This window comes from Vibrio sp. YIC-376 (assembly GCF_052353105.1).
Taxonomy (GTDB): domain Bacteria; phylum Pseudomonadota; class Gammaproteobacteria; order Enterobacterales; family Vibrionaceae; genus Vibrio.
In genome coordinates this window covers 191667-217655 of sequence record NZ_JBBWFK010000005.1, presented here as the reverse complement: position 1 = coordinate 217655, position 25989 = coordinate 191667, and the positions used below count along the sequence as shown (strand labels likewise).

Below are 25989 nucleotides of genomic sequence, written 5' to 3'. Positions count from 1 at the left end.
CAGAAGCGCTCTGGTAAACTCTGCGCTCCAAAAATTATGAGGTTTATCATGTCCGTTAATTTTGCTGACCTTGGCATTGAACAAAAATTGGTAGAAACCCTGAGCAATTTAAATATTGTCACGCCAACACCAGTACAAGAAAAGTCGATTCCCCATGTGCTTGAGGGTAAAAACCTTCTTGCTGCGGCGCAAACTGGTACAGGTAAAACGGCTGCGTTTGGTCTGCCTATTATCCAAAGGGTTCAGCAAGAAAAACTAAACGGAACGCCAAAAGCATTGATTTTGGTGCCTACGCGCGAGCTGGCGCAGCAAGTCTTTGACAGCCTGACTCAGTACGCATCAAAAACTGAGCTACGAATTGTATGTGTTTACGGTGGTACGAGTATTGGTGTACAGAAGAACAAACTCGAAGAGGGTGCAGATATTCTGGTTGCCACGCCAGGTCGTTTGTTGGATCACTTGTTTAACGGCAATGTAAACATTTCAAAAACGACCACGCTTGTTTTGGATGAAGCAGACAGAATGCTAGATATGGGGTTCTGGCCAGATTTACAACGCATACTGCGTCGTTTGCCGGCAGAAAAACAGATCATGCTATTTTCTGCTACATTCGAAAAGCGTATTAAAACTATCGCTTATAAGCTGATGGAGTCTCCAGTAGAAGTCGAAGTGACACCGCCAAATACGACTGCCGAAACGGTTAAACAGATGGTTTATCCCGTAGATAAAAAGCGTAAGCGTGAATTACTGGCTTACTTAATCGGTTCACGTAACTGGCAACAAGTTCTGGTTTTCACGAAAACCAAGCAGGGAAGTGATGAACTTGCAAAAGAGCTAAAGTTGGATGGCATCAAAGCGGTGTCGATCAACGGAGACAAATCTCAAGGTGCTCGCCAGCGCGCATTAGACGAATTTAAACAAGGTAAAATTCGTGCATTAATTGCTACTGATGTCGCTGCTCGTGGTTTGGATATTCAGGAGCTTGAGCAAGTTGTAAACTTTGATATGCCTTTTAAAGCAGAAGATTATGTTCACCGTATAGGTCGAACTGGACGCGCTGGCAATTCTGGGCTTGCTGTATCTCTCATGAGCCGAGACGAAGAATATTTATTACATGCTATAGAAAACTTGCTAGACCAACGATTGCCTCAAGAGTGGCTAACTGGATTTGAACCAAGCTTAATCGAAGAAGTTGAACCTGAAAACAATGGTGGTGGTCGTCGTAAAAGCCGCTCTTCGGAAAAACGTAAGCTAAAAGCTAAGCTTGCTATACACAAGAACCGTGGCAAAAATCGTCGCTAACTAAAGTGGTTTGTTTAGTTAGCCAACCTAATTATTCAGTGTTCAACTAAGTCATCAGGCTGTTTTCACTTGCTCATAGACCTTTAGAGGTTGTGGGAGCGCAAGAAAATAGCCTTGATACATATCGAAGCCGAGTTTTTTCATTAAATTAAGTTGATGCTCAGTTTCAATTCCTTCAATAACGGTTTTAGAGCGTAAATTCTTGGCCAGTGAAAGTGCGCTCATCAAAGCAGAAAAATCTCCATCTTCGTATTTCAGCAACAGCGATCTATCCATTTTGATGATGTCAGGTCGGACACTCCTTGCTCGCTCAATTGTTGAAGCATTTATCCCATAGTCGTCTATCGCTAGTTTAAAGCCTCTCCGACTAAGTTCTTTCGTCGCTTTATAAAGAAACGATTCTTCGCTTGTGTTTAGTTCAACCAGTTCCATTACAATTTGGTCTGTTTTCAAGCCTGATTGACAGATAGTTTGCTTTAGCAAGTGACCATAAGATAAATCCTTAACCATCATTTCGGCAGCTTTTGGGAGGACGTTCAGAAACAGCTTTTTATTACAGTAACGAGATTGGCCGAAGTTTTTTACGTGAATTAAACGACTTAAACGTTCAACATTCAACAACTCGGCGGCGGGAATCGTCTGCGAATGGAAAAATTGATCCGGTCGGATCGAGGTTCCGTTAGAGTCGGTGATTCGAACAAGCGCTTCTAGGCCCACAATCGTAAGATTTTTTCTATATATTGGCTGGAATACACTTTTAAGCGTCAAATTTTGGTAATGCGCGATGTACTGTCCATCTTCGTGTTTTGAAATACAGCCTATCAGCTTCGACGTGTTCATCATTATTACAACCTAGTTCAATGCTTATCAGCGATGCGAGAACATCAACTCAACTTGAATTAGGAGAATCTAATACTTTAGTGGTAATAACAAGAGAGTTAATAAAAGTCCACCAGATTTATCGAGCCATATCAAATTAATATATGAATAGATTGATAAGTTAACGCTGGCAATTTGATGTTACCACTGCAGTACTGCGTATAGTTGCAGGTATTTTCGTACCAATTGTTGTTTGTTCGAACGACGTAAAGGATGGCCAAATTTTATGTAGCAGGGATTGATGTCAAAACGTATATTGAGGGACTGAGTCAGTTGCGATTCACTTGTATAAAGCGTTATACCTTGAGCTGTGTATTCGTTTATTGGTTCTGGTAATTCTCCCATCCACCAATGCAAAAGTTCTCGGCTAGTCTTGCTTCTACTTATCCAATGATCACAAACCAAAAAAAGAAGATCGTTAGGTTGTAACGCGTATCCATATTCACTTTGCCATTCGGTAATCGAAGAGAGCATCTTTTCACGACAAGATCTACCTGCGCTGACCATGTGATAGCTTAAAACCCAAACTGTGCCTATCTCAGACGTGATGCGATAATGGTGTGGCAGATCGGGGGCATTTAATACTTCGAGAGGTTTGATGACACTACTGTGGCCAAAATGATGAAGCGTCCGTTCCATACGTCTTGAGAAAGCCAGCCCCAGATGGTGTTCGCTCATACCCTGATTGTGAACGGCAGGATAATGCTTTTCACAGATCTTAAGGCAGTCTTCTTGAAAGTCATTAACGCTTTGTATTACTAAGTCGAGTAGCAAAGATTATCCCTTAACGATTATCGAAACTAACGGCAGAAGGTTAGCATAGTCTTTTTAGAATAGACTAATTTCGCTCGGCAACTTCTTGATCTAAACATCAAAATTGGGAATTCTACCCATCAAAGTAAGAAAGTGTTCGGCGACGATTGTTCTAAAAATAAATTTGTATGACACGAAATAATTGAACGCAGATACCTAAAGGGCAACCAATGATTAAATTAGATAGGGCGCAAAAAGAAACGCTAGCGACTGCGATTCAAGACTATATGCAAGATGAATTGAGTATTGAAATTGGTCAGTTTGATAGCGAGTTTTTGATTGATTTCATAACAGATAAACTTGGTGCAGTGTACTACAACAAAGGGGTCGAAGATGCTAAGGCAGTGATAGAAAGTCGTATGCTTGAAGTGTCTGATGAACTCTATGAGATAGAAAAAGAAGTGAAACTATAAAATTCAAAAATTCTTACATTTTAGTTGTTCTAAATTTTCGAACAGGTTGGTAGATATGGTGCAATTGGCTGGATGTAAATAATAGTAAATAATCTGTGCCATATGCAGTAAATCGGTTAATGTGATGTTTATTGCTTAACATTAACATAGAAAACTTCTGGAAATTTAGATGGATAGATCGGTAAAAAACTACAACGCTCTTACTCGCGCCCTGCATTGGTTATCAGCCATATGTATCGTTGGCCTATTCGCAGTCGGTTTGTGGATGGTCGATCTAAGTTACTACAGTGCGTGGTATCGTACAGCGCCTGACTATCATCGCTCAGTCGGTATTTTGCTCGCCATCGCTACTCTGGTGAGAATAGTTTGGAAACATATGAGCGCATCCCCAAAACCAGAAGGTAAGCCACTTGAAGTCACTGCTGCTAAGTTTGCGCACAGTCTGATGTATTTACTGCTTATCACCATATTTGTATCTGGTTACCTCATTTCAACATCTGACGGTCGTGGTATCGAAGTATTTAATTGGTTTACTGTACCAGGGGCAGGCGAATTATTCCCTAATCAATCAGACCTTGCGGGTGCTATCCATTTTTACGTAGCGTGGGCAGTTATCCTGATCGCAGGCTTGCATGCTCTTGCTGCACTAAAACACCACTTTATCGATAAAGACAACACATTAAGAAAAATGTTAGGAGCTTCAAAATGAAAAAGTCACTATTTGCTACAGGATTAGCGTTGGCGATGGCACTACCTTTAGGTGCACAAGCTGCGGACTATGTTATCGATACTAAAGGGGCTCACGCGTCTATCAACTTTAAAGTTAGCCACCTTGGTTACAGCTTCATCAAAGGTCGTTTTAATACATTTTCTGGTGACTTTTCTTTTGATGAAAACAACATCGCTGATTCTAAAGTGAACGTTGTTGTTGACACTACTAGTCTGGACTCTAACCACGCAGAGCGTGATAAGCACATCCGTAGCGGTGACTTCATTGACGCAGGTAAATTTGGCCAAGCGACTTTTACTAGTACAAAAGTGACTGAGAAAGGCGATGGTAAACTGGACGTAGCGGGTGACTTAACACTTCACGGCGTAACTAAACCTATCAACATTGAAGCTGAGTTTATTGGTGCTGGTAATGACCCATGGGGCGGAGAGCGTGCTGGTTTCATTGGTCAAACTCGACTAGAACTTGCTGACTTTAATATTCCAGTAATGGGCACTTCAAGCTACGTAGATATGGAACTTCATATCGAAGGCGTTAAGAAGTAATCCATTATTTAAAGTAAAACAAAGCGCTCTTCAATTGAAGAGCGCTTTTTTTATGCCAACTAACTTAGTTAGTGTTTTATTGTTATGCTGATTCTAGTTCTTTTTGCTCAACGAGATTTAGTCGCTCACCGTAAATAGGGCGTAATGCACTAAGTACTTCATTACGCGTTACCACGCCGACCATATGTCCATTCTCTAATACTGGCAATACTTGCGGCTTACTGACTTTCATACTCTTCGCGCGCTCTTCCAGAGAGAGAGTAGTTAAGCGGGTCGCGATGCCCATATCGCTTGTTGGAAAAAGCTTGTCTTTATCAATGCACAGGAATTCTACAACATCCACCAAACGATCATCTGCATCAATCGCTACAACGTCACGAGACATCAAATCGACAACTTTCTGACCTTCAACTGGAATGTAATCTTCGCACCATAGATCAACCATCACATCGTGTGCAGAGAAGAAACCAACCAAGCGATTGTGAAAATCAACAACAGGTGCACTTGTAAGGTGGTTATCAAGCAAGGTATCAAGTGCTGCAACAACAGGCATCTCTGCGTTGATAGTGATTGGGTTAGGATTCATGATGTCCTTAACAAATGAGCTATTTTTCATGTTGGATTCCTTAACTGACATGAGTGGTGTTGTCTTAGTAATAGAGAAAATGTTGGCTGCTTTTAACTCTGGTCGACGGAAAATACACCAGTTAGCTAAGCCAACTAACACAGCGCCGCCAACGATATTTCCAAGAGTTACGGGTATTAAGTTTGCCGTAATAAAATGGGCGATATTTAAGTCTGCGTATTGCGAAGCCGGAACGCCTACTGAAGCCCAAAATGATTCCGGCGCAAAGTTTGCGATCACGATACCTAGTGGCACCATAAACATGTTGGCTACACAGTGCTCAAAACCGCTGCTTACAAACATTGCTACAGGTAAGATGGTCATCACTGCTTTTGTCATTGCGTTGGCAGAGCTAAATGTTAGCCAAATAGCCAGACAAACCAGCAGGTTACATAAGATGCCAAGTGCGAATGCCTGAACTAATGTGTGATGAAGTTTGTGCTGTGCAATATTTAGTGCGTTCAATCCCCATTGGCCACCGTCCATCTGATACAAGCCTGCAGCAGTGACTAAAGCAAGCAGAATCATTGCCCCAATAAAGTTACCCACATAAACCTTGCCCCAAATCGTCAGCATTTTGCCGAACGTGATCTGTTTGTTTGCCCACGAGATGCTTGAAAGCACGGAGCTTGTAAACAGTTCACCGCCACAGATGACGATAAGAATCAATCCCATGCTAAACGCAACGCCACCTGCAAGGCGGCTTAATCCCCATCCAGCGCCAGCACTGCCTGTAGTAACAGTGATATAGAACAAGAACGCTAAGCCAATAAATGCACCTGCCATCGTGGCAAGACTCAACGTCATACTGCTGGTCTTTTGGGATTTACTCAGAGCAAATTTCTCTGCTTCAGCCATCATTTCTTTCGGAGAAAAATACTGGTGACTTTCTGAACTGCTCACCGCCATACTGACTCCTTAGGTTTTGATGCCATAAAAACTCCTTGATATATAAACTCAAATTTAAAGTTATTGTTGTTTTTCCTACGGCATTCCTGAGCCGCACACTCAGGCTAATAGGAAAAGTACTACAGGGAAAATTGATATTGTTTAAGGTGCACATCAATTCAATTGATAACTAGCCTAAGATGAGTAAAATGAATTCCGTTGCGTATATATGCCTAATTAGATGAGAGATGAAAGGTTCAAAAAATGGGTTGAAGGATTTGCAAACAGCTGAACCTCGCTTCATGACGAGATTTAGGTCTGATGATTTGTTTTATAAAAATAGTGAGAGTATGAGTAATACTCGCTCGTAAAGGAGGACACGTTGCGCTATTCACTAAAGCAGTTGGCGGTTTTTAATGCAGTAGCCGATTCCGGTAGCGTAAGTCAGGCCGCAGATAAACTGGCCCTTACACAGTCTGCGACAAGTATGTCGCTGGCTCAGTTGGAAAAAATGCTAGGAAGGCCTTTATTCGAAAGGCAGGGCAAACAAATGGCTTTAACGCATTGGGGAATGTGGTTGAGGCCTAAAGCAAAGCGATTATTACAAGACGCTTTGCAGATCGAAATGGGGTTCTACGAGCAACATTTGCTAAGTGGTGAGGTTCGGATTTGCGCTAGTCAAACCCCGGCTGAGCACTTAGTCCCTGACCTTATCAGTATTATTGATAACGACTTTCCTGAAATGAGGATATCCCTCGATGTAAAAAGTACCAAAGGTGTGCTTGAAGGAGTACTGGATTACAAGTACGACTTAGGAATTATTGAAGGTCGTTGTGACGACAACCGGTTACACCAAGAAGTTTGGTGCCGTGATCACCTCACTGTCGTGGCTGCTTCACATCATCCTTTTGCGAAAAACAAAACAGTCAGTTTAGCACAGCTAGAGCAAGCCAAATGGGTTCTGCGTGAACATGGCTCGGGTACACGTAAAACCTTTGACAGCTCAGTGAGTCAACTTATCGAAGACTTAGATGTATGGCGTGAGTATGAACACGTACCGGTACTCCGTAGTCTGGTTGCGAATGGGCAATATCTAACCTGTTTGCCATATTTGGATGTTGAGCGCTACATTGAAGCCGGCCTACTGGTTGCATTAGATGTTCCCGAGTTAAAAATGGAACGTACTCTTTCATTTATATGGCGCGCTGATATGGCAGAAAATCCGCTTGTAGAGTGCATTAAGCGCGAAGGATTACGAATGATGAAAGGTAAGCCATCAGTGTTATAGGCTAGTCAACAACTCGGTTAGTTACTTAATCACAGACCTTTAAGCAAGTATTTTAAGGTGAAAACCGCTATCTATGATATTTACTAAATCTGTTGATTTACCGGTTGCATCAAATTAATTATGTAAAACATGAAATGAATGATGGTATTGTTGTGATCAATGTCACCGATAAGACAGGGGGATACCCGTAGTATCGGTACTTGATTTCAATATATGAAGGCAGTTATCAAACCAGAAAGGTGTGATACAAGCTGAACAGGTACGAATACCATGACAACACTTTTAGCTATTTCTATTACGACTGGGATTTTGTCTGGCGTTTGGGGGTGGATTGCTATCTCCCTTGGTCTTTTATCTTGGGCAGGCTTCTTAGGTTGTACTAGCTTTTTTGCTTCACCGACAAGCGGGCTGAAAGGGCTGGCGATTAGCTTGATTACCAATTTAACTGGTGTGTTCTGGGCAATGGTCATTATCTATGGTTCAACTTACGCTGGACTAGAGATCTTTGGCTATGTAATCACAGCTGTAGTGGCATTTTTTATGTGTATTCAAGCTAAACAAGCTTGGTTGTCGTACATTCCTGGTACTTTCATTGGTTCATGCGCGACTTTCGCTTCAGATGGTAATTGGCAACTTGTTGTTCCATCACTTGTATTAGGTGGCGTTTTTGGCTACCTGATGAAAACTACTGGTTTATGGTTGCACTCGAAATCAACCGCTACTTCTGCTTCGCTCACCGAGCAAGTGCAGTAGACCCCCAATCTTATTGGTATCCACTCGGTATTGACTATTATCCATCTCAATACCTTTAATCAAAATTATTGATATTTGATACAAGCACACTTTAATAGTGTGCTTTTTTTTTAACTTATTATTTGCCTGCACTAGGTATTACCACTAGCCATCGAAACGATGCGTTTCAGTGTCCAACGCAAGAGTAAGGGGATACATTCCACGCCATTTTCTTCACAATGAGAAACAATTGCTAAGGCTAAGTCCGGTTTAGCATGCTTTTTAAGTACCCGGTTCACGACTTTCTTGGCAGGTATCTGATGATCGTGAGGCACTTTTATCATGTCCTTAAAGAAAAGCTCGAAGCCATGATTGTAAAGGAAATGCTCAATATCTTGGTCAGGTAATTCGGTTAAGCGATGACGCTCCTGATCGTGTTCTAACTGCGAACGAACGGTATGAGCGTACTTTTTACCTGCAGCATCGCCATCTGTTACAACATGCCAGTCGATCCCAAACTCTTTGGCGACTTTGATAATCGATTTTAGTCCGGATTGTGCAAACTCTACGATTTGAACACCTTCTGCAGCCAAGTCGTAACCACATTGACGAGCTAACTCATTAAAAAGCCATACTTCGGTTTCACCTTCAACCAGCAACCAGCAACGTGCAAATAGGGCACCCGCCCGATGGAATCGAATATGGAATCCTATGCGTCTTAGTTCATCCCGTCCAAATTTAGACGAATTCAGACTCTTAGCTATAGTTCTATCGGAAAGACGGAACAAGCGTCGGATAGAATACAGGGGGACGGAACCAAGCAGACTCCCACTATTCGTGGTAAGGATCTTTTGCATTGGTAACAGCTGTAGCAGTGACCAGGCTCTTGCTAAATGCGTAGGGTGCAAGCGACCTTCTGGGTCTTCAATGATTAATATTGGTCGAGAACAGCGTCTTAATTCCGTGGGGCCTTTTGCCTGCAAATAGGCATTGAGCATACCCATTAAAAGCAATCTGCTCTGTTTGTCATTGGTTTCTTTGAGATATTGGCTCAAGCCCTTGTCTGAAGGATGGATGTTATAAAACAGGCCATCTCTTGGTTGTCTTGGATTACCTCTGCTAACGCTGCCAAAAGCAAAATAGTGATCGACCAGGGTTTGCATAGAAGAAAGGCTACTGCGAATTTCTCCCTTATTAACTTGACCTGGCATAGCCGCTAATCGTCGACAGGTGTTATCAATCCGTTTTTCAATTCGAGCGTTTTTACCGTCTCCATTGACATGAGACAAGCGAGGGAAGCGACGAGAGTCCCTCAAGCGAATAACAGGATGAAGTGTCATCAACTCGATAGCAAGTTTCTCGGAATGGTGAATTTGCTTTGATTTCCCGTCCTCATCAAGAAAGCTGTATTGTGTCGTAATGTCATGGTCAACACGTGAACCACTGAGTCTGTAGTAGATGACATGTTCGCCATTATCTTTTGTGCACCAGGCTGGTTTGATACGGCGGTAACGACCAGCCTTTAGCTCTTGTTTATCTTGTGCCTTAAAGCAAAGGATGATTTCAATATGTTGTGATTGTGGATGGGAAACTGAGTAATCAACGTGAAAATCTCTGAGTTCAAACTCGTACAGTTTCCCATCAATTGGTAATGCGATGGATAGGGCATCCAGTAATGAAGACTTACCCCATGTATTTTCACCAATGAGCGTGGTGACTTCATCAAAAGATAGTGAAAGGCGTTTGATGCCCCTAAATCCGGAGATTTCGATGCGTTCTAGTCTCATCTCAATCCTCCTTGCAATTATTTGAATTATAGAGAGTTATCTTGCTATTTCTAAGCATATATTAATTCTAAATTATGGAGATAAGTTCAGTTCACAAAATTACGAGAGCCTGCTACGGAATAAAGATCGACTTGAATAGTACTTGCTTTCAAAATCGACATTCTCTTTTTAAGATCACGTTAATATGAAATGGAAAATTCGCTGTTTCATAAAATTCATGATTCTGTCATCATTCACTTCTTATTATTATAAGGAATGAAAAGAGAGAAGATGAAAATGAATAAAAATCATAAGCCAGTACGAATTAAACTGGCACACATCAATGACACTCATTCCTACTTTGAGCCAACGTCATTACAGCTAAAACTAAAAATCAATAACGAAGTTACCCTGGATCCTTATGTGAGCGCTGGCGGCTTCTCACGAATTGCGACTCGTGTGGAACAACTCCGTGATGACGCACAGCGTCAAGGGCACGGTATGCTTTTCCTTCATGCCGGTGATTGCTTTCAAGGCACCCTATATTTTTCACTGTTTAAAGGTAAAGCCAATGCGGATCTTCTTAACGCATTAAAGATAGACGCGATGGCATTAGGCAACCATGAACTAGACATGGGTAACGAACCTGTGGCGCTGTTTTGTCAGCGAGCAAACTTCCCTTTACTTGCCGGCAACTGGGACTTATCCAACGAGTCAGATTCTAAATCTCATCGTGTCAGTGATTGTGACAATGTATTGAGTTATCAGCCTAAAACTCAAACCGCTCAATACTTGGTGAAAGAATTTGATGGTGAAAAGGTCGCGATTTTTGGTCTATCAATAGACAAAATGAGTGATATCGCCAACCCTGATGCAGATACACCGTTTGTAACTGCAATTGAAACCGCACAAGCGACGATTGAACACATTCATGCTGCAGGGATAAAAAACATCATTTTACTAAGTCACCTTGGATATGAAGGTGACTTAGAACTCGCAGAGAAGGTGGAAGGGATTGGTATTATTGTTGGTGGGCACAGTCATCGATTACAAGGCGATTTTTCAGCGATAGGCTTAGGGAAAGATGACCAATACGGCGTAAATATTAATGGTACTTACGTAGTGCAAGCTGGTTATCACGCGTTAACGATGGGGCATTGTCTGCTTGAATTCGACAAAGAAGGTAAGGCGACAATGTTGAATGGACAAAATGAACTATTACTTGGCCGTCGTATATTCTGGGATTCATCACTAAACCAACAGTTGGACCAAGGTGTGTTCGAAACGGCTTGTGACTTCATTCATGGGCAACCCAATGTCGTCGTATGTAAAAAGCATCCTGAAACTCAAGCAATTTTGACTGAAAAGTACATTCCACGTGTGCGCGCACTACAGTCGCAAGTGATCGCCAAAGTGGAAAATAAGAAGCGACATGTGCGTATTCCCGATGAATTTGGTGGAAGCGAACTGGCTTCAGCCGTTGCTCGTTCATTTCTGCACAGTTTAAATCAGCGTGGGCACGACATTCAGTTTGCGATACATAATGCCGGTGGAGTTCGTACGTCATTGAATCCAGGTAATATAACCGTTGCCGACATTGCCGGACGATTATTGCCATTTGCCGTTCCAATCGGATTTTATGACGTTCAAGGCAGCGTTATTCGCAGAGCGTTGGAAGGGGCGATAAATAATGCACTAAATAATGGTGTGGAAGGCACGGGTTCCGGGAGTTACCCATATACGTACAACCTTAACTTTGAGTACAAAGCGGATCTCCCTAAAGGTAAACGAATCACGGTATTAGAAATCTTTAGGGATAATCGTTGGATGAGAGTCAAAGACGAGGTTTGGTATCGAGGTACATCATCCGCATATACGATGAAAGGCAAGGAAGGATATGAAGCACTGCTGGACATGGCAGGAGAAGGCAGTGTAAGTAATTTATCTATGGCGGATTGCTTCATAGAATTACTCACCGATGAACCTAACTGTTTGAACCTAAATCACAGATTTTACTCTCAGCAGCAACGATAGCTATTTTTGGTATCTATTTTGCCTAACTTTTTACGTGACATGCGGTTAAAAGGTGAAAGGTATGTGGAAAAATGCTTGGGTAGACGTCGCGGTAATGGCTGCATGGATTGTTGCTTGGACAATGCTGGTTCATTTTGTACCAATCAACATATTCTAAATATATAAATCATAAGGAGCATATTTGAGCTCCTTTTTTGTTTATGGCATTCAATAAACTGCTTAGTGTTCTCCTAGAAAATCCGCCAAACTTATCGGTAGCAGATCTTTGTTGGATATCAGTTCTTTCAGGCGTATGATGTTGCTGTTTGGGGAGTAGTTAGCGCAAGTTTACTTATCGTCATCTCGTTAAGCATAAGCTTATCCGGTAAGTAAAGGTGCCACTTTTATATTTCATTTTGGCACTTCAACGAGACCAACGCATTCAGTTACTAGTAGACGCATTTTAAATGCGGATGCTGGTTTGTATTGTATGCGGAAGGTCACCAAATAAGTGGTTCTTCCGCGTAGGAGGAAGCATGTCTCTAATTGAAAATACCACTCAGCTAAGCCAGTCCGTTCTGTTTCAAGAAACACTCACAATGTATGGTACCTTCGGCCTAATTACATTGATTTTAGTTACGCTCGATATATATCAAACGCGTGGTGGTGTAATTCCCATGAAAAAGGCGATTGTATGGAGCTTTTTTTGGTTCTTACTCGCATTTGTTTTTGCTGGCACGATCTATTTCTTCTGGGATCTTTACGCTCCACACAGTCATTACTCGAATGAACAGGCAACGGTATCTTTCCTTACGGGGTACCTGCTAGAAAAATCACTCAGCGTTGATAACTTGTTCGTGTTCGCAATCATTTTTGCTCAATACAAAGTCCCGGAACATTTACGCCCAAGAGCCTTACTGTGGGGGGTTATTGGTGCATTGTTACTACGTGCTGTGATGATAGGAATAGGAGCTCAGTTGTTGGCTCAATATCACTGGGTACTGTACCTCTTTGCAGTATTTCTAATCTGGACTGGTATTAAACTCGCGCGGGACAAAGATGATGATGAGGAAGAGGTCAATCCGTACCCGGAAAAAATCATCCGGAAAATTCTTCCCGTTACCGATGAATATCAAGGCAACCACATAATGTTAAAGCGGGCAGGCAAGTGGGTAGCTACTCCGATGATGATTGTCGTTGGCGTGATCGCGGTGATGGATGTCATGTTTGCACTGGATTCAATCCCCGCTATTTTTGCTGTCACACGTGAACCTTTTCTGGTTTTGGCCGCAAACGTGTTTGCATTGCTTGGGTTACGGTCGTTGTACTTCGTATTACAAGCTATGCTCGATAAGTTTGTTTACTTAAAACCAGCTTTGTCTGTGATCATGATGTTTATCGGTATGAAGATGTTATTGGTTGGTTCACCATATGAAATACCTACGATTTGGTCACTGTCATTTCTCATCTCCGTGATGACGACCGCAGTTGTTGCCTCAATCTGTAAGAACAGAGACAGTAGTGAGCACAACGTTAATATTACTAATCAAAAATATTGATGAGTTTTGTTTGTTGAAGATGACTAAAATAAATTTTGGTTAATAAAATGTTGCGAATGATATGAACTGTGACAGCTTAAGTTCAAGTTATTCAACCCAAAATAGGTCTAAATGAATGAATAGTCACTGAGTGAGAATTTGTATTTCTCTTATGTGTAAAAGGTTTGTTTCATTAGAAAAACTAATTCGGATAGCTAAATTTTGTCATTTTTTAAACGAATGCTAAGTGACTAATATACAAGCAACAAAACATACAACTGCTTTTAAAGAGAGGCAATCATGGCACAAGCAATGCAGATGACAAATGTAGCTTTACCAACCTCTATGGATAAGAAGACCTATACGGTTAACTTCAAAGGATTGATTGCTCACTTATTAGACATTCTTTTCGTAGATAACTCTGCACCTCGCAGCTACTACGCAGAAGACTTGTCAGCTCACATTCAGAAAGATATCGGTATGTATCGTTAACCTGAATTCAGTGAAGGAATAATGCCAGCTTAATTGCTGGCATTTTTGTATTTGCTCGGTGACAACGCTTTGACATCGCAGCTAGTAATCTTTACTTTGCCCCAAATAAAAACAGGGTCCCGCCTGGAACCCTGCTTGATATCAAAAGTAATGGGAATTACTTCTTACGGCAGTACTCAGCGATCACGTACATAGACTGACCGCCATTTGCCTTACCTGAAATCAGTTTTGGATCGCTACCAAGGCTGATACCGCGGATAACAGTACCTTGCTTGATGACTTGGTTAGTACCTTTAACTGGTAGGTCTTTAATAACCGTTACATCGTCACCTTTTTTCAGTTCAGTGCCGTTGCAGTCAAGAGTTTTGTCGTCTGCTGACATTCCTGTCATCGCCCAGTTCTTCTGCTCTTCTTCCATGTACATCATATCAAGAGCGTCTTGAGCCCAGTTTTCTGAGTTTAGGCGAGTTAGTTGGCGCCATGCAGTAACTTGCACTGCTGGAACCTGACTCCACATGCTGTCGTTTAGGCAACGCCAGTGATTAATGTCTTTAGGTTCTTCGATCTCGCCCAGGCATTTGTCACAAACCATAATAGCGGTATCAACAGTTACGTGACCGTGTGGTGGTACAGCGTAAGCAGTTAATGGAGATTCAGACGAACATAGTTCACATTTTGACTCGCAACGTGCAAGCAAAGTAGCTTCGATAGACATAAGGACTCACCTTAGTAAAGTTATTTTGTGGCGGTATTATCCACTTTATCCTGATAAATAAAAGGGTGTTGGGGAAATAAGCCCCGATTTTTACAATATTCCAACCTGAATAATGGAAATATGTAAAACAATAGTTCATAAATAATATGCGAATTATCAACGCTTAGCTTTATTACTTTCAGTTATGAAGCATCCATAAGTAGATTGGCTCAACCCTCAGAGTTTATGAGGTTCATAAAAAAGCCCAGTAGAAACTGGGCGTTAGAGCTAATACGAACTCAAGGGTGTTTACCTCAGAACTGACGTGTTAGATACCGCTGATAACGCATTATCTATTAGGAAATCTACGTTTTCTGTTTGCATCTCTATGTGGTGATCTAAGTCAGCTAAGGTACCGCCCGGAGAGGCAAACGTGCTGTGTGTTGCTGTCGAGTTAAACTGAACGAAGCTTGCAGCAGGTGACAACACCGCCGTGTTTGAACTGTTTACAGGGGTCAGGCCAAGTTTAGCCGCTAGTGCCTCTGTACCGGCAAATGGTGCTTTAACGACGCTATTCGGAACCACTACATCGCCATCGGTTTCTGTCATAAAAAATGGCGTAGATAGTGTACCCGAAGACATCAAATCACTTGCATTGGTGAATGGGTCAACGGTATCCAGCGTTGTTTGTGCTGCATAGATGAATTGAGAGAATCCAGAGCTTAGCTCAGCAAGTTGCTCAGCTGTTGCCAGCCCTTCAAACGTTTCGTAACAGGTACTGTCATCTAACGCGGTACATTGTGCATCTGCAAAAGACATGTAACCCGTTGAGGCCGCATAAGCCAGGTTATGTTTGATCTGAGGACCAAAGTTTGAGGAACCCAACAGCAAATTGCCAATTTGGCCACCTGAGTTTTGGATAGAAGCAGCGCTAAATGAATAGAGTGCATCCGCAGACGGGCTTCCTAGTGTATTGTTTGCTGCAGAAACCGCTGATGTGCCTACGATACCACCAAGAGAGTGTCCCAACATTTTTACCTGAGAGCCTGTCATAGGATTGAACCCTTGAAGAGGTCCTCCAGCCAGAAGGCCGCCTTGTGCGGATACGACTAAGCTAGCACGAAGACCTAGTACGTCCAGTACGCTTTGACGAAGGTTGTCACGTGCAACGGCTAAGTTAGACAGGTTCAGATAAGCAAGAACATTCGCATTCGCAGAACGTTGTTCATCAAGACTACGTGTTCCATGAAGCGGCAAGTCAATAGCTATAACGGCTACACCAGCTTTGACCATGTTGTAAGCGAACGCATAGGCGTTTTCTTTAGATGAGGTAATGCCGTGTTGGTAAACTACAACATCCGTGGCGACACCTGATTGCGGCGTGAACAGAAGAAATTCGACATCCTCAAGAGACTTCACCGCTGGTACCGGCGAGTAGCGTGTAATAACACGTTCACTATCCAGTTGGCTTCCATCAGATAGGTATAATGTTGAGCCGACTAGTTTCAGTTGCTCGGTAGGATCACTCGCTAGTTTTGTCAGATCCACTGGATTTTCAGCAAACACACCAGTAGAAAGCTGCTGAACCATATTTGCTTGTTCAGTTGGGTCAGCAAGTGCTGCACTGAGTTTTGCCAGGCTCGGCATTGCAGAAACCATTGGCTGCATATTCCAGTCCGCACCTTTCTCAAGGTAGTAAGGCAACTTCACCGAACCTTGAGTGACATTAACGCTAGCGCCAGAAGCATTGTAAAGCCCCTTGATCGCTGTCTTGGCGGCATCCAGATCACTAATGTATTGGTTGAAATCTTCATCATTATCCAGAGCGGTGACGAAATCTTGTGTAGTACCATAAGTCATGGTGTATGCGGTCGCGAGATCAACTGAACTATCGTTTGAATCCGCTTTGTATAGGTCATTGAGCGTGTTTGCACCAGTAGAGAAACCCGTTGCTGTTACGCCTTTGACTGCCGCTAGCGTATCACCAACAGATTGCGTACTGAACCAAGATGAATACACGATATCGTCCGGGTTTACATTCGCTAAGCCGAAAATACCTTCCACAGCAGTCGTTACTGCTTGTACAGAAGCAAGATCTCCCGACTCATAAACCACTTCTTTACTTTTCGCAATGGCATAATTCGACGACGTTCCAATCGGGTCACCGTTAACATCAATTATGTCTTGTGTAATAGCAAAGATATATTCGCTCGATTCATCAAGCGCATCCATAAATTGGATGTAAAGAGAATTACCGTTTGACTGAACAATGAAATCAGTACCAAGTGTAAGAACTTGCTCAATAGGGTTGCTTGTACCATTCCATTCAGTCAGGCGTGTATTGATTTTGATGATTTTCACACCAGATGTCACCATGCCAGTGGCGAAACCATCCCCTTCAAAGTTCAACACGATTGGCATAGTGGTTGACCAACCATCCATGGTGTTCATTGCTGCTCTAGGGTTGGTAAGCGAGTTATCTCCACCAGTTGGCAATCCCAAAGTGCCATCTGTCGAATCCATTAAAAGGTAAGATGGGGCAGGAACAACAGCTTTACTACCTTGTAGTGTAAATTGAATAGAAGTCTGGCGGTCAAGAAGTGCCTGAACAGCAGGCTCAAAGCTTACTTGTTCAGAAGTGCCTCGGCTCTCTGATTCATCGCCACAGCCAGCAAGCAGGATCGCAGAACAAAGCAGTGATAATTTAAAAGTATGTTTCATTGGTTTACTCCGTTAAACCTACTAATTGAAGGTGTAATTCATTTGTACTGAGCTGATGTACGCTTTGCCGTCAGAATCGAATGTGATTTCTTGTCCAGACGCATTAACTTCGCTGAAAGAGCTATCGTCACAGTGGACTAAAGCGAAGCCTGCGTCGATTGTGAGGTTGTCGTTCCACGCATAAGTTAAACCTGCGCTGTACCAGTAACGATCAGTATCAGGAATACTCAATGTGGCCTTACCTGCTTGCTCGTCATAAGCAACACCAGCACGGAATGTCCAGTCACTGTTCAGTGTGTAAGTCGCACCCAAGGAATAGCGGTTGTTATCTTCATACTTTTCTGGTTTGGAGAAGCATATACCATCATTACATTGGTCACTGGTTGCGCGTAGTTCGGTAAACTGGCTCCAGTTTGTTAGCATCCAGCTGTAATGAAATGCCCATTGGCTATTCACTTGGTGGAAACCGGAGAGCTCAAACATGGAAGGAAGCGTGATTTTTAAACGGCCATCAACTTTCGCGGCCGTCGCGATGCCTGAGTCGTAACTACTGAATTCACCTTCATCAAAATCGAGATCGATTTTAGAACGGTAGCCGAAACCAAAACGATTATTTTCATTAACTTCATAAAGAGCACCTACGTTCCAACCCCAAGCAAATGTCTCATCTGTCATACCGATGAGTTTGTCAGACTTTTTGCTTCCTGGACCAAACAATGGAGCCAAAGAACCTTTATGGCGAGTCAGCTCTGCTTCTGCATAAACCAAACTTACACCGCCAGCAACACTGAACGCATCATTGATGCGGTAAGCAAGATTTGGGTTAAGGCTCACAGACATTAGAGACGTATCACCAGCCAAATCCCCGGCGGAGATGTCATCTGGATAATCAGTCGATACACCATAAGTTGTAAACATCCCAATACCCCAGGCGAACTTGTCATCAATAGGGCTTACATAGTGCACCGCAGGTACGATTGCCAACGGTGCGATATCGTCTGAGTGTTCATCATAAAAAGTGTCATAAATGTTCACTTCAGGATCAACGACCGTAATAGCTCCTGAAAACTGAGCTTGTTTGAAAAGTGTCATTGCTGCCGGGTTTCTTGCCAAAACGGCCGCATTGTCTGCGACTGCGGCTTCGCCTGAAAATGCTCGACCAAGACCAGATGCTGAATGTTCAACAACCTGAAAACCCGCTGAATGGGCATTACACGCAAACAATATTGATATTGCAAGCAGAGAGCAGCGCTTCTTGTTCATCCTTGACCCTCCTAGGGTATCCTTATGCAGACCGGAGTCCTTGTAATTATTGTGAAGTAGTGCAACTAATTCTTTTTTGTTATGAAACATGTGTACAATGTAAATGCAATGTTAAACGTATGTTTAATAAATTGTCAAAGCTTGTACGAGTTTGGAAGTTTAAATTTGATGCACAGGTCAAATGCCGACTGATAACGTTATGTATTAACGTTATATTTTTTTTCTGAATGGTTAGACCAGAATTATTTTGAAATACTAATGGCTAAATAGTGTTCAAACGGGCTCACGGTCATGCTTTACTTGTTTCATAGTTATCCAAATAAGTGGAAACTTTGAATATTGAAGTCATAAGAGCACAAAAGGCATAATTCGCGTTTTGTGGTTATCGCATTAGGAATCGCGTTGGAATTATTACATATAGAATTTTTGGGGCGACCGCTACGACTAGAAGGATCAATGGCAGGTTGGCAACAGTTGTATTGGGATCATACTTTAGTATCACAGATTGATGCTGGTGAAAAAGAGTCAAAGATAAGCACGCATCAATTTAAGCTAAAGGCTGGTGATGCCATCCTGTTATGTGAGCTAAGTTGCGAAGTGCTTTGGCAGCCGTTTATGTTGTCATACCGTGTCACAGTGAACGACGAATTAGTGACAGAAGGCTCTCGCAACGAGAAAGACATCGAACGCCAGACGCCACAAATCGCGCCGCCAAGCGAAAAGCGTTTGAGCTTAGTCGGTATTGTGTCTTTAGGTATGAAGGCGTTAAAAAGCGCTAAAGTGATTAAAGTAGCTTTAGCTACTGCGAGTTTGGCTGCATATTCTTGGTTGTTCTCTGTTCAATTTGCACTTGCTTTGATTGCTTGTCTTGTTTTTCATGAATATGGGCATATCAAAGCGATGAAGTATTTTGGTATGAAGACGAAAGGAATCTATCTGATTCCGTTTATGGGTGGACTGGCACTTAGCGACGAAAAAATCAACACACGCTGGCAAGACGTAGTTATCTCAATCATGGGGCCATTTTTTGGCTTGGTGCTGAGTATTGTATTTACCTTACTGTACTGGGTGACAGGAGAGGTTACTTTTGCCGGCTTAGCAGTATTTAATGCGCTGTTAAACTTATTCAATTTGTTACCAATTCTGCCTTTAGATGGTGGACATGTACTTAAAAGCATTACGTTTTCAATGAACACCTGGGTTGGATTAGCTGGCAGCATTGTCACAGCAATCTTAGGTATTGTACTGAGTTATTCACTGGGCTTAACGTTACTCGGTTTTTTATTGATTATGGGGATGTTGGAAGTTGTGATGGAGTGGCGTACGCGTCATCACAGTCACTTATTGCCATTAACACGTTATGGGCAGTTATTCTCATTTATATGGTATCTGGTGTCCGTTGGCGGTTTCGTAGCCATCATTTGGTATTTCGCTGGACTAGGGGATAACCTGCTCAGTTTACCGATGCAAATATTAGGAACGTAGTTATTCATACTCAATCAATACAGAAAAAAGCTCCGATTGGAGCTTTTTTCCTATGTTTTTTAATGTACTAATAGCAGTAGCAATAAGGTTTTAGCCACATTTTGGCGCTTTAACATTGTAATGTGGTAGCTTATTTATTGTCGCTTGTAATTCCTTGATACGCGTACTGTGAGAAGGGTGAGTCGAGAAAAACTCAGGTGGTTGAGAGCCACCGGATGCTGCACTCATGTTTTTCCACAAAGCGATACTTTGGTTTGGATCGAACCCGGCTTTAGCCATGTAATCTAAACCAACGATATCGGCTTCGGACTCCTGAGTTCGACCGTATGGCAAAATAACACCATATTGAACACCGACTCCTAATGCTGCCATCGTCATCTCTTGATATTGGCTATATTCTGAGGCTCCAATAACAATGTTCGCAAGTGACAGCCCCGTGTTTGCTAACTGGCTCTGGGACAAACGTTCATTACTGTGATCGGCTAACACGTGTGCTACTTCGTGACCAATCACCGTTGCCAATTGATCTTGGTTTTTGGCAACCCCTAAAAGCCCGGTATACACGCCTATTTTTCCGCCAGGCAGAGCAAAAGCATTGACCTGTTTACTGTCAAACACAACAACTTCCCAGTTTTGAAACCCTGGTTGTGGTGGAATGACATCGGTAACATGTTTAGCTACACATTGAACGTAAGCATTTGTCTTTTTGTCTTTGCTTATTGGGGTATCTGTCTTCATTTGTTCAAAAGATTTGGCACCGAGTGAAGACATCTCTTGATCAGAAAACATTAAGAGTTGGTTACGACCAGTAGGAGAGGCGCTACAAGCTGTCAAACCTGCAACGACCAAAAGAGCAGAAGCTTTAATCCATACTTTCATAATTGGTTCCACGTGTTTATTTTCTATTTTGAGACAATAGTATATACCCAAATAACGCTTATTAAAGAGCATCTTGCCCTTGGAGTTATATCTTGATGTTTAGACGCGATACCGACTATGCTAAGCAACACCTAATCCATGATTACTAACATTTAAAAACAAGAGCAAACAATGAGTATTTGGAAAAAGCCAATCAGTGTAGAGATACTAAATGCAACATCAAAAAATACAATGATGGAGCATCTTCAAATTGAATATACCGGTTTTACAGAAGACTCGATTAGTGCAACGATGCCTGTCTGTAGCTTTACCCACCAACCTCTAGGCTTATTACATGGTGGCGCCTCGGTGGTACTGGCTGAAACGCTCGGTTCAGTTGCTGCAAACTTCTGTGTGAGTGAAGGGAGCTATTGCGTAGGTTTGGATATAAACGCGAATCATGTCAGAGCAATGCGTAGTGGCTTTGTAATTGGCACTGCTAAGCCATTGCATTTAGGTGTTTCAACTCAGGTTTGGCAGATCAATATTACCGACGAGCGCGAACGCTTAGTTTGTACAAGTCGTTTGACTATTGCTGTGAAACAGCAAAAAGCGAAGTGAGCACAGAAAAATGGTCATTGAATTCTCTCTGGGCAAAATCATCGCAACTCAGCGTGAAGTCGTTATAAAACTCACTGGAGGCTCGATGATCACGCTTCAAGCTCAAACTGATGCCATTCAATTGCTTGGGAGAGGTGCGAATGTCGTTTTATCTCATGGTGCTGAATGTAAATGGTCAATTAAGCTGGATAACGAAAGCCAGCTCAGCCAGCTAGCGAAAGAAATAGGCATAGATATTCAATAAATTACCCATCTTAATTTGCACTTTCTTATAAAAATGAGGAAACTTGTCTTATTGAATTATAAACAAGATTTTCCTCTTTATGAGTAGCCCGCGCTTACGTGTTCAGTTTGAAACGCTATTTGAAAAATTTGCCGGTAACGATACTGAAGTTCAGCTCGAAGACATTACTGAAACGCTTTTTTGTACGCGTCGTAATGCCCGTATCGTCCTCAATAAGTTAGAAGAAGAGGGCTGGATTGAGTGGCATCCTGCCGCTGGTCGAGGAAAACTCTCTAAGCTGGTATTTAAGCGAAACCGCAGTGACGTTAGTGAAAATCTTGCCAGAAGATATTTAGACGAAGGTAAAATTGGTCAAGCACTGGAAGCGCTGGACAATGATGCGACGAGACTAACTCAGGTTATTCAAGGCTATCTTGGGCTGCAACATCGACAAGGTGAGCAGGTTATCCGTTTGCCTTACTATCGACCTTTAGCAATGCTGAATCCACAAAAACCGATGCGTCGTTCAGAGCAACATATCGCGAGACAGGTTTTTAGTGGCCTCACCCGTCTCGATGAACATGAGCAGCTTAAACCAGATTTAGCCCATACATGGGAATCATTAAGTGATACACACTGGCGCTTCTATTTGCGTCGTGGCGTACGCTTTCACAATGGTGAACTTCTGACAACGGATTGTGTATTGGAGAGTATCCAATCTCTGAGTAATTTAAATCTGTTTGCGCACATTTCGAAAGTCTCTTCACCACAGCCTTGGACAATCGACATTGAACTCATGCGCCCAGATCGATACTTACCGCTGGCATTAAGTGAATCTCAGGCAAAGATATTACTACCGAAGTCGTTGCGAACTGAAGATTTTGACAGAGAACCAGTCGGCACAGGGCCGTTTCAAGTTAAAGTGAATGACGATAAACGCCTTATTTTGACAGCGTTCGATGGATACTTCGGATTCAGACCGTTATTGGATCAAGTTGAAGTCTGGGTGATAGATGAAGCCTATTCATCGATGGTTTATCCAAGTTTGTCAAAGCCTCAAATGGACAAACACTCATCATCAGATGAGGTGGAACTCGATCCTGGTTGTACCTTCTTATTACTCAACAAAAAGACTGGTGTCGCCAAAGATCCTCGATGGGCTGAATTTATCAGTCAAACGCTAAACAGCCATCAGATATATGCCCACGTACCACAAGATAAAGTAATCGAGCTTGGAGTTTTGCAAGCGTTTGGTATTAAACCGGGCTGGATTGATTTGAGACCAACTCAGGCTGGTGTGGTACCGCAACAAGGTAAAACCATATCGGTTGCGTATCAGAAGAAGCATCCGATGTTTCCTGTCATTGCCAAAGCCATTAAGAGCCTCTTAAGGCCACATGGCATCGAGGTCGAATTTATTCGATATGACAGTCAACCACCAGAACCATCCGAGGTCGATATCTGGGTTAAAGCGATGGGAATCGCAACAAACAGAGATGATGCACTTGCTGGTTGGTTACTGGACTATAGTGATATCGAGACATTCAGTTCTGGTAATGATTTTTCTGACTGGGCGGCGTTAGTTGATCAGTGGAGGGCAGGATCATACCAAGAGTTCCCTGCTCGTGAGCTTGGACGACAATTGGTGAAAAGTCGCCAGGTAGTTCCTATGTTTCACTGTTGGCTTGGCGTAAACAAAGACCATAGTGGTGCCTTACAAAACGCAAAATGTAACGCACTGGGCTGGTTCGATTTCAGTAATGTATGGGTAAAACCTGATATAACCGACAATGGCGAAACCGAATAAGAAGCAACCGACGAAAACCGTCGAGATCTATTGTGCGAAATGCAAAACTCAGCTGTTTAAATATCGCAAAGGTGGTAAAGGTGCACTGGTCAAATGTTTTAAAGAGCGCATTGTAGAGAATTTCACACATACACCTTGCATCTGCCCTGGTTGCAAACAAGAGTTTGCGCGAGATACATTGGTAAGAGGCACACCCGCTTATAAAATGATTGGCGGCAAAGTGACAATGAAGTAAGGACAAATGATGACGCTAAAGAACGATTACTGCATAGTGTTAAGCACCACGGGTAATGAACAAAACCGAGATCAAATCATAAAAGGTCTTTTAGGTGCTGAGTTAGCGGCGTGCATTCAAACCATGCCAATCGAAAGTCATTACGTTTGGAAAGGGGAAATTTGTACCGACACTGAGTGGCTTTTAATTATTAAAACTCGCCGTGAACTGTACGAATTAGTTGAAGAGAAAATCGAGAGCTTGCACGAATATGAAGTTGCTCAGATCGTGCAAGTACCGATTGTTGACGGATTTAATCCGTACCTAGAATGGCTTCGCGAGTCGACGTTGAGTCGTCATTAAAACCAAAGACACGATTGCTCCTAAAGTGTCACATAATATGTCTTTCTGGGCGTCCCAGACGTCTCCTTGTGAGCCCAGAAATGCGATTCCTTCTTCACCACCAGCAAGCACTGCATACCACCATTCAATGATTTCATAACCTGCCGCTAACGACATAATCGCAAACAAAGCAAACCAACAAGAAAATTTAACGTTGAACTTTTTCTTATAAATTAAATATTCAGCGATTGGGTAGGCGTACAGACCAATAGAGAAATGTGCTACTCGGTCAAAATTGTTCCTTTCAGATCCGATCAAGTTGTTAAACCAGTCAAAGGGGACTTCAGCAAAAGTATATTTAGCCCCGACTGTGTGAAGGCACAGCCAGACAAACATCAGGATATAAGCGGTGTTACTAAACTGGTAACGAATCGAAATGACCCATATCGAAATAAGGAGACCAATCGCGGGGAAAATTTCAGCAAACCAAACGGCTCTTGAGTTCGGTTCTAACGCTGAGAACAAAAAAACGACGGCATAAATAATCGTCAGCCCCAAAAGTGTAGAAATGCTTTTCATAAATTTTTCGATCCTTCACATGGTTTCTTACGAAAAGTCGAACTGAGGGAGCATTGTTCAACTTGAGGCACATATAATTACACTGAATTGAACGCTGTGCAATTGTTTGTTTTTAGGCGCGAATTGATCACGATAATTGTTGAATAATATACAGAGCGCTCAACAATGAACCGTTTGTGCATATACATTTCATTAAAGTTTGATTTACAACATATCCATCCATAGAATTCGAGATTCAATCTAATAAAAAAGAAGTAAAGTCATGAAACTGGAAACTGTCGATTACCTTGCTGATGATGCTGCCCAACAATTTGTTGCATCGCTACGCGAAACCGGATTTGGTGTGTTAAAAAACCACCCGATTCCTCAAGAGTTGGTGGAATCAATTTATAAAAATTGGCATGCGTTTTTCTGCTCAGAGCAAAAAAATGATTTTCACTTTAACGTAGAAACTCAAGATGGTTACTTTCCTCCTTCGGTATCTGAAGTGGCAAAAGGGCATAGTGTAAAAGATATCAAAGAATACTTTCATGTTTATCCTTGGGGACAGATTCCAGAGCAGTTGAAAGCTGAGATCCTAGAATACTACGAACGTGCTAATGCATTTGCGCAAGAGCTTTTAGGCTGGGTTGAGCAATACGCGCCGAAAGAGGTTCAAGAGAAGTTTTCAATCGAGTTGTCAGAAATGATTAACAATAGCCAGAAAACGCTACTTCGAGTACTGCATTACCCACCGATGACTGGCGAAGAAGAACCAGGGGCTATCCGTGCTGCTGCGCATGAAGACATCAACTTACTTACTGTGCTACCTGCTGCGAATGAGCCGGGTCTACAGGTTAAGAGCCGAGAAGGTGATTGGATTGATGTACCTTGTGATTTCGGTAACTTGATCATCAATATTGGTGACATGCTACAAGAAGCGTCGGGTGGGTATTTCCCATCGACAACGCACCGTGTGATTAATCCGACTGGCGGACGTCAAGATAAGTCTCGCATTTCATTACCATTGTTCTTACATCCTAAACCAGACGTCGTTCTATCAGAACGTTACACCGCGCACAGTTACTTAATGGAACGTTTGCGCGAGCTTGGCGTTATTTAATACGCAATTTGAAGCAAAAAATAAGGCAGCTCTCATGGCTGCCTTTTGATTAAACG

The 25989-nt window shown here is 42.4% G+C and carries 25 protein-coding genes; 16 read left to right on the top strand and 9 right to left on the bottom strand.

The genetic code is table 11. From position 1 onward, the window contains the following. The first annotated feature begins 48 nt into the window (after positions 1 to 48). A complete protein-coding gene (locus WJM94_RS11760; protein WP_444494399.1) occupies positions 49 to 1302 on the top strand; it encodes a DEAD/DEAH box helicase in 1254 nt (417 codons plus the stop codon). Between the two features lie 54 nt (positions 1303 to 1356). Here the strand turns inward: WJM94_RS11760 and WJM94_RS11755 are convergent, their stop codons facing one another. Together WJM94_RS11755 and WJM94_RS11750 are read right to left on the bottom strand one after the other, a co-directional pair. After that, entirely contained in the window at positions 1357 to 2145 is a 789-nt protein-coding gene (locus tag WJM94_RS11755) for an EAL domain-containing protein (RefSeq protein ID WP_444494398.1), read from the bottom strand. Between the two features lie 177 nt (positions 2146 to 2322). Then, positions 2323 to 2955 carry a hypothetical protein gene (locus WJM94_RS11750; protein WP_444494397.1) on the bottom strand — a complete coding sequence of 211 codons (633 nt, stop codon included), beginning with the start codon at positions 2953 to 2955 and terminating at the stop codon, positions 2323 to 2325. A 209-nt stretch (positions 2956 to 3164) separates the two neighbouring features. Here WJM94_RS11750 and WJM94_RS11745 point away from each other — a divergent pair, with 209 nt between their 5' ends. From WJM94_RS11745 to WJM94_RS11735, 3 genes are all read left to right on the top strand, one after another. Next, complete coding sequence (locus WJM94_RS11745) at positions 3165 to 3407, top strand: DUF2164 domain-containing protein (protein WP_444494396.1); 243 nt, start codon at positions 3165 to 3167, stop codon at positions 3405 to 3407. A gap of 169 nt (positions 3408 to 3576) precedes the next feature. Beyond that, positions 3577 to 4116, top strand: coding sequence for a cytochrome b (locus tag WJM94_RS11740; RefSeq protein WP_444494395.1), 540 nt, complete (start codon positions 3577 to 3579; stop codon positions 4114 to 4116). Beyond that, on the top strand, positions 4113 to 4682 hold the full coding sequence (locus WJM94_RS11735; RefSeq protein WP_444494394.1) for a YceI family protein: 570 nt from the start codon (positions 4113 to 4115) through the stop codon (positions 4680 to 4682). The genes WJM94_RS11740 and WJM94_RS11735 overlap by 4 nt, the downstream gene beginning before the upstream one ends. Before the next feature lie 82 nt (positions 4683 to 4764). Here the strand turns inward: WJM94_RS11735 and focA are convergent, their stop codons facing one another. Continuing rightward, positions 4765 to 6216, bottom strand: coding sequence for a formate transporter FocA (gene focA / locus WJM94_RS11730; protein ID WP_444494393.1), 1452 nt, complete (start codon positions 6214 to 6216; stop codon positions 4765 to 4767). Between the two features lie 361 nt (positions 6217 to 6577). On the opposite strand from focA, the gene WJM94_RS11725 reads away from it, so the two are divergent. Both WJM94_RS11725 and WJM94_RS11720 read left to right on the top strand, forming a co-directional pair. Then, entirely contained in the window at positions 6578 to 7483 is a 906-nt protein-coding gene (locus WJM94_RS11725) for a LysR substrate-binding domain-containing protein (protein WP_444494392.1), read from the top strand. Between the two features lie 270 nt (positions 7484 to 7753). Further along, the gene (locus WJM94_RS11720) at positions 7754 to 8236 is read left to right on the top strand and encodes a DUF1097 domain-containing protein (RefSeq protein ID WP_444494391.1); all 483 of its coding nucleotides are present in this window, start codon (positions 7754 to 7756) and stop codon (positions 8234 to 8236) included. A gap of 131 nt (positions 8237 to 8367) precedes the next feature. On the opposite strand, the gene WJM94_RS11715 is transcribed toward WJM94_RS11720, so the two are convergent. Then, on the bottom strand, positions 8368 to 10002 hold the full coding sequence (locus WJM94_RS11715) for an ATP-dependent endonuclease (RefSeq protein WP_444494390.1): 1635 nt from the start codon (positions 10000 to 10002) through the stop codon (positions 8368 to 8370). A gap of 270 nt (positions 10003 to 10272) precedes the next feature. Here WJM94_RS11715 and WJM94_RS11710 point away from each other — a divergent pair, with 270 nt between their 5' ends. From WJM94_RS11710 to WJM94_RS11700, 3 genes are all read left to right on the top strand, one after another. Next, a complete protein-coding gene (locus tag WJM94_RS11710) occupies positions 10273 to 12015 on the top strand; it encodes a bifunctional metallophosphatase/5'-nucleotidase (RefSeq protein ID WP_444494389.1) in 1743 nt (580 codons plus the stop codon). A 515-nt stretch (positions 12016 to 12530) separates the two neighbouring features. Further along, on the top strand, positions 12531 to 13553 hold the full coding sequence (locus tag WJM94_RS11705) for a TerC/Alx family metal homeostasis membrane protein (RefSeq protein ID WP_444494388.1): 1023 nt from the start codon (positions 12531 to 12533) through the stop codon (positions 13551 to 13553). 279 nt (positions 13554 to 13832) lie between these two features. After that, on the top strand, positions 13833 to 14024 hold the full coding sequence (locus WJM94_RS11700; protein WP_193291555.1) for a hypothetical protein: 192 nt from the start codon (positions 13833 to 13835) through the stop codon (positions 14022 to 14024). A 157-nt stretch (positions 14025 to 14181) separates the two neighbouring features. Here the strand turns inward: WJM94_RS11700 and WJM94_RS11695 are convergent, their stop codons facing one another. The 3 genes from WJM94_RS11695 to WJM94_RS11685 form a co-directional block, all read right to left on the bottom strand. Then, entirely contained in the window at positions 14182 to 14739 is a 558-nt protein-coding gene (locus tag WJM94_RS11695) for a PhnA domain-containing protein (RefSeq protein ID WP_444494387.1), read from the bottom strand. Positions 14740 to 15027: 288 nt separating this feature from the next. Further along, positions 15028 to 17439 carry a VolA/Pla-1 family phospholipase gene (locus WJM94_RS11690; RefSeq protein WP_444494386.1) on the bottom strand — a complete coding sequence of 804 codons (2412 nt, stop codon included), beginning with the start codon at positions 17437 to 17439 and terminating at the stop codon, positions 15028 to 15030. A gap of 21 nt (positions 17440 to 17460) precedes the next feature. Further along, a complete protein-coding gene (locus WJM94_RS11685) occupies positions 17461 to 18702 on the bottom strand; it encodes a porin (protein ID WP_444494385.1) in 1242 nt (413 codons plus the stop codon). Positions 18703 to 19158: 456 nt separating this feature from the next. Here WJM94_RS11685 and WJM94_RS11680 point away from each other — a divergent pair, with 456 nt between their 5' ends. Continuing rightward, on the top strand, positions 19159 to 20187 hold the full coding sequence (locus WJM94_RS11680; protein WP_444494384.1) for a site-2 protease family protein: 1029 nt from the start codon (positions 19159 to 19161) through the stop codon (positions 20185 to 20187). A 90-nt stretch (positions 20188 to 20277) separates the two neighbouring features. Here WJM94_RS11680 and WJM94_RS11675 read toward each other — a convergent pair whose 3' ends face one another. After that, positions 20278 to 21066 carry a M48 family metallopeptidase gene (locus tag WJM94_RS11675; RefSeq protein WP_444494383.1) on the bottom strand — a complete coding sequence of 263 codons (789 nt, stop codon included), beginning with the start codon at positions 21064 to 21066 and terminating at the stop codon, positions 20278 to 20280. A 171-nt stretch (positions 21067 to 21237) separates the two neighbouring features. Here WJM94_RS11675 and WJM94_RS11670 point away from each other — a divergent pair, with 171 nt between their 5' ends. The 5 genes from WJM94_RS11670 (at position 21238) to cutA (ending at position 24273) form a co-directional block, all read left to right on the top strand. Next, the gene (locus WJM94_RS11670; protein ID WP_444494382.1) at positions 21238 to 21666 is read left to right on the top strand and encodes a hotdog fold thioesterase; all 429 of its coding nucleotides are present in this window, start codon (positions 21238 to 21240) and stop codon (positions 21664 to 21666) included. A gap of 10 nt (positions 21667 to 21676) precedes the next feature. Further along, entirely contained in the window at positions 21677 to 21910 is a 234-nt protein-coding gene (locus tag WJM94_RS11665; RefSeq protein ID WP_444494381.1) for a DUF3389 domain-containing protein, read from the top strand. A 79-nt stretch (positions 21911 to 21989) separates the two neighbouring features. Beyond that, entirely contained in the window at positions 21990 to 23696 is a 1707-nt protein-coding gene (locus tag WJM94_RS11660; protein ID WP_444494380.1) for an SgrR family transcriptional regulator, read from the top strand. Further along, entirely contained in the window at positions 23680 to 23931 is a 252-nt protein-coding gene (locus tag WJM94_RS11655) for a hypothetical protein (protein WP_444494379.1), read from the top strand. Before WJM94_RS11660 ends, WJM94_RS11655 begins: the two co-directional genes overlap by 17 nt. 9 nt (positions 23932 to 23940) lie before the next feature. Beyond that, the gene (gene cutA / locus WJM94_RS11650; protein WP_444494378.1) at positions 23941 to 24273 is read left to right on the top strand and encodes a divalent-cation tolerance protein CutA; all 333 of its coding nucleotides are present in this window, start codon (positions 23941 to 23943) and stop codon (positions 24271 to 24273) included. Here cutA and WJM94_RS11645 read toward each other — a convergent pair. Next, positions 24235 to 24831: a DUF2238 domain-containing protein gene (locus WJM94_RS11645; RefSeq protein ID WP_444494377.1), complete on the bottom strand. Its 597-nt coding sequence runs from the start codon at positions 24829 to 24831 to the stop codon at positions 24235 to 24237. The two genes, cutA and WJM94_RS11645, sit on opposite strands and share 39 nt — an antisense overlap. Positions 24832 to 25093: 262 nt before the next feature. On the opposite strand from WJM94_RS11645, the gene WJM94_RS11640 reads away from it, so the two are divergent. Beyond that, a complete protein-coding gene (locus WJM94_RS11640) occupies positions 25094 to 25933 on the top strand; it encodes an isopenicillin N synthase family dioxygenase (protein WP_444494376.1) in 840 nt (279 codons plus the stop codon). The last annotated feature ends 56 nt before the right edge of the window (positions 25934 to 25989 follow it).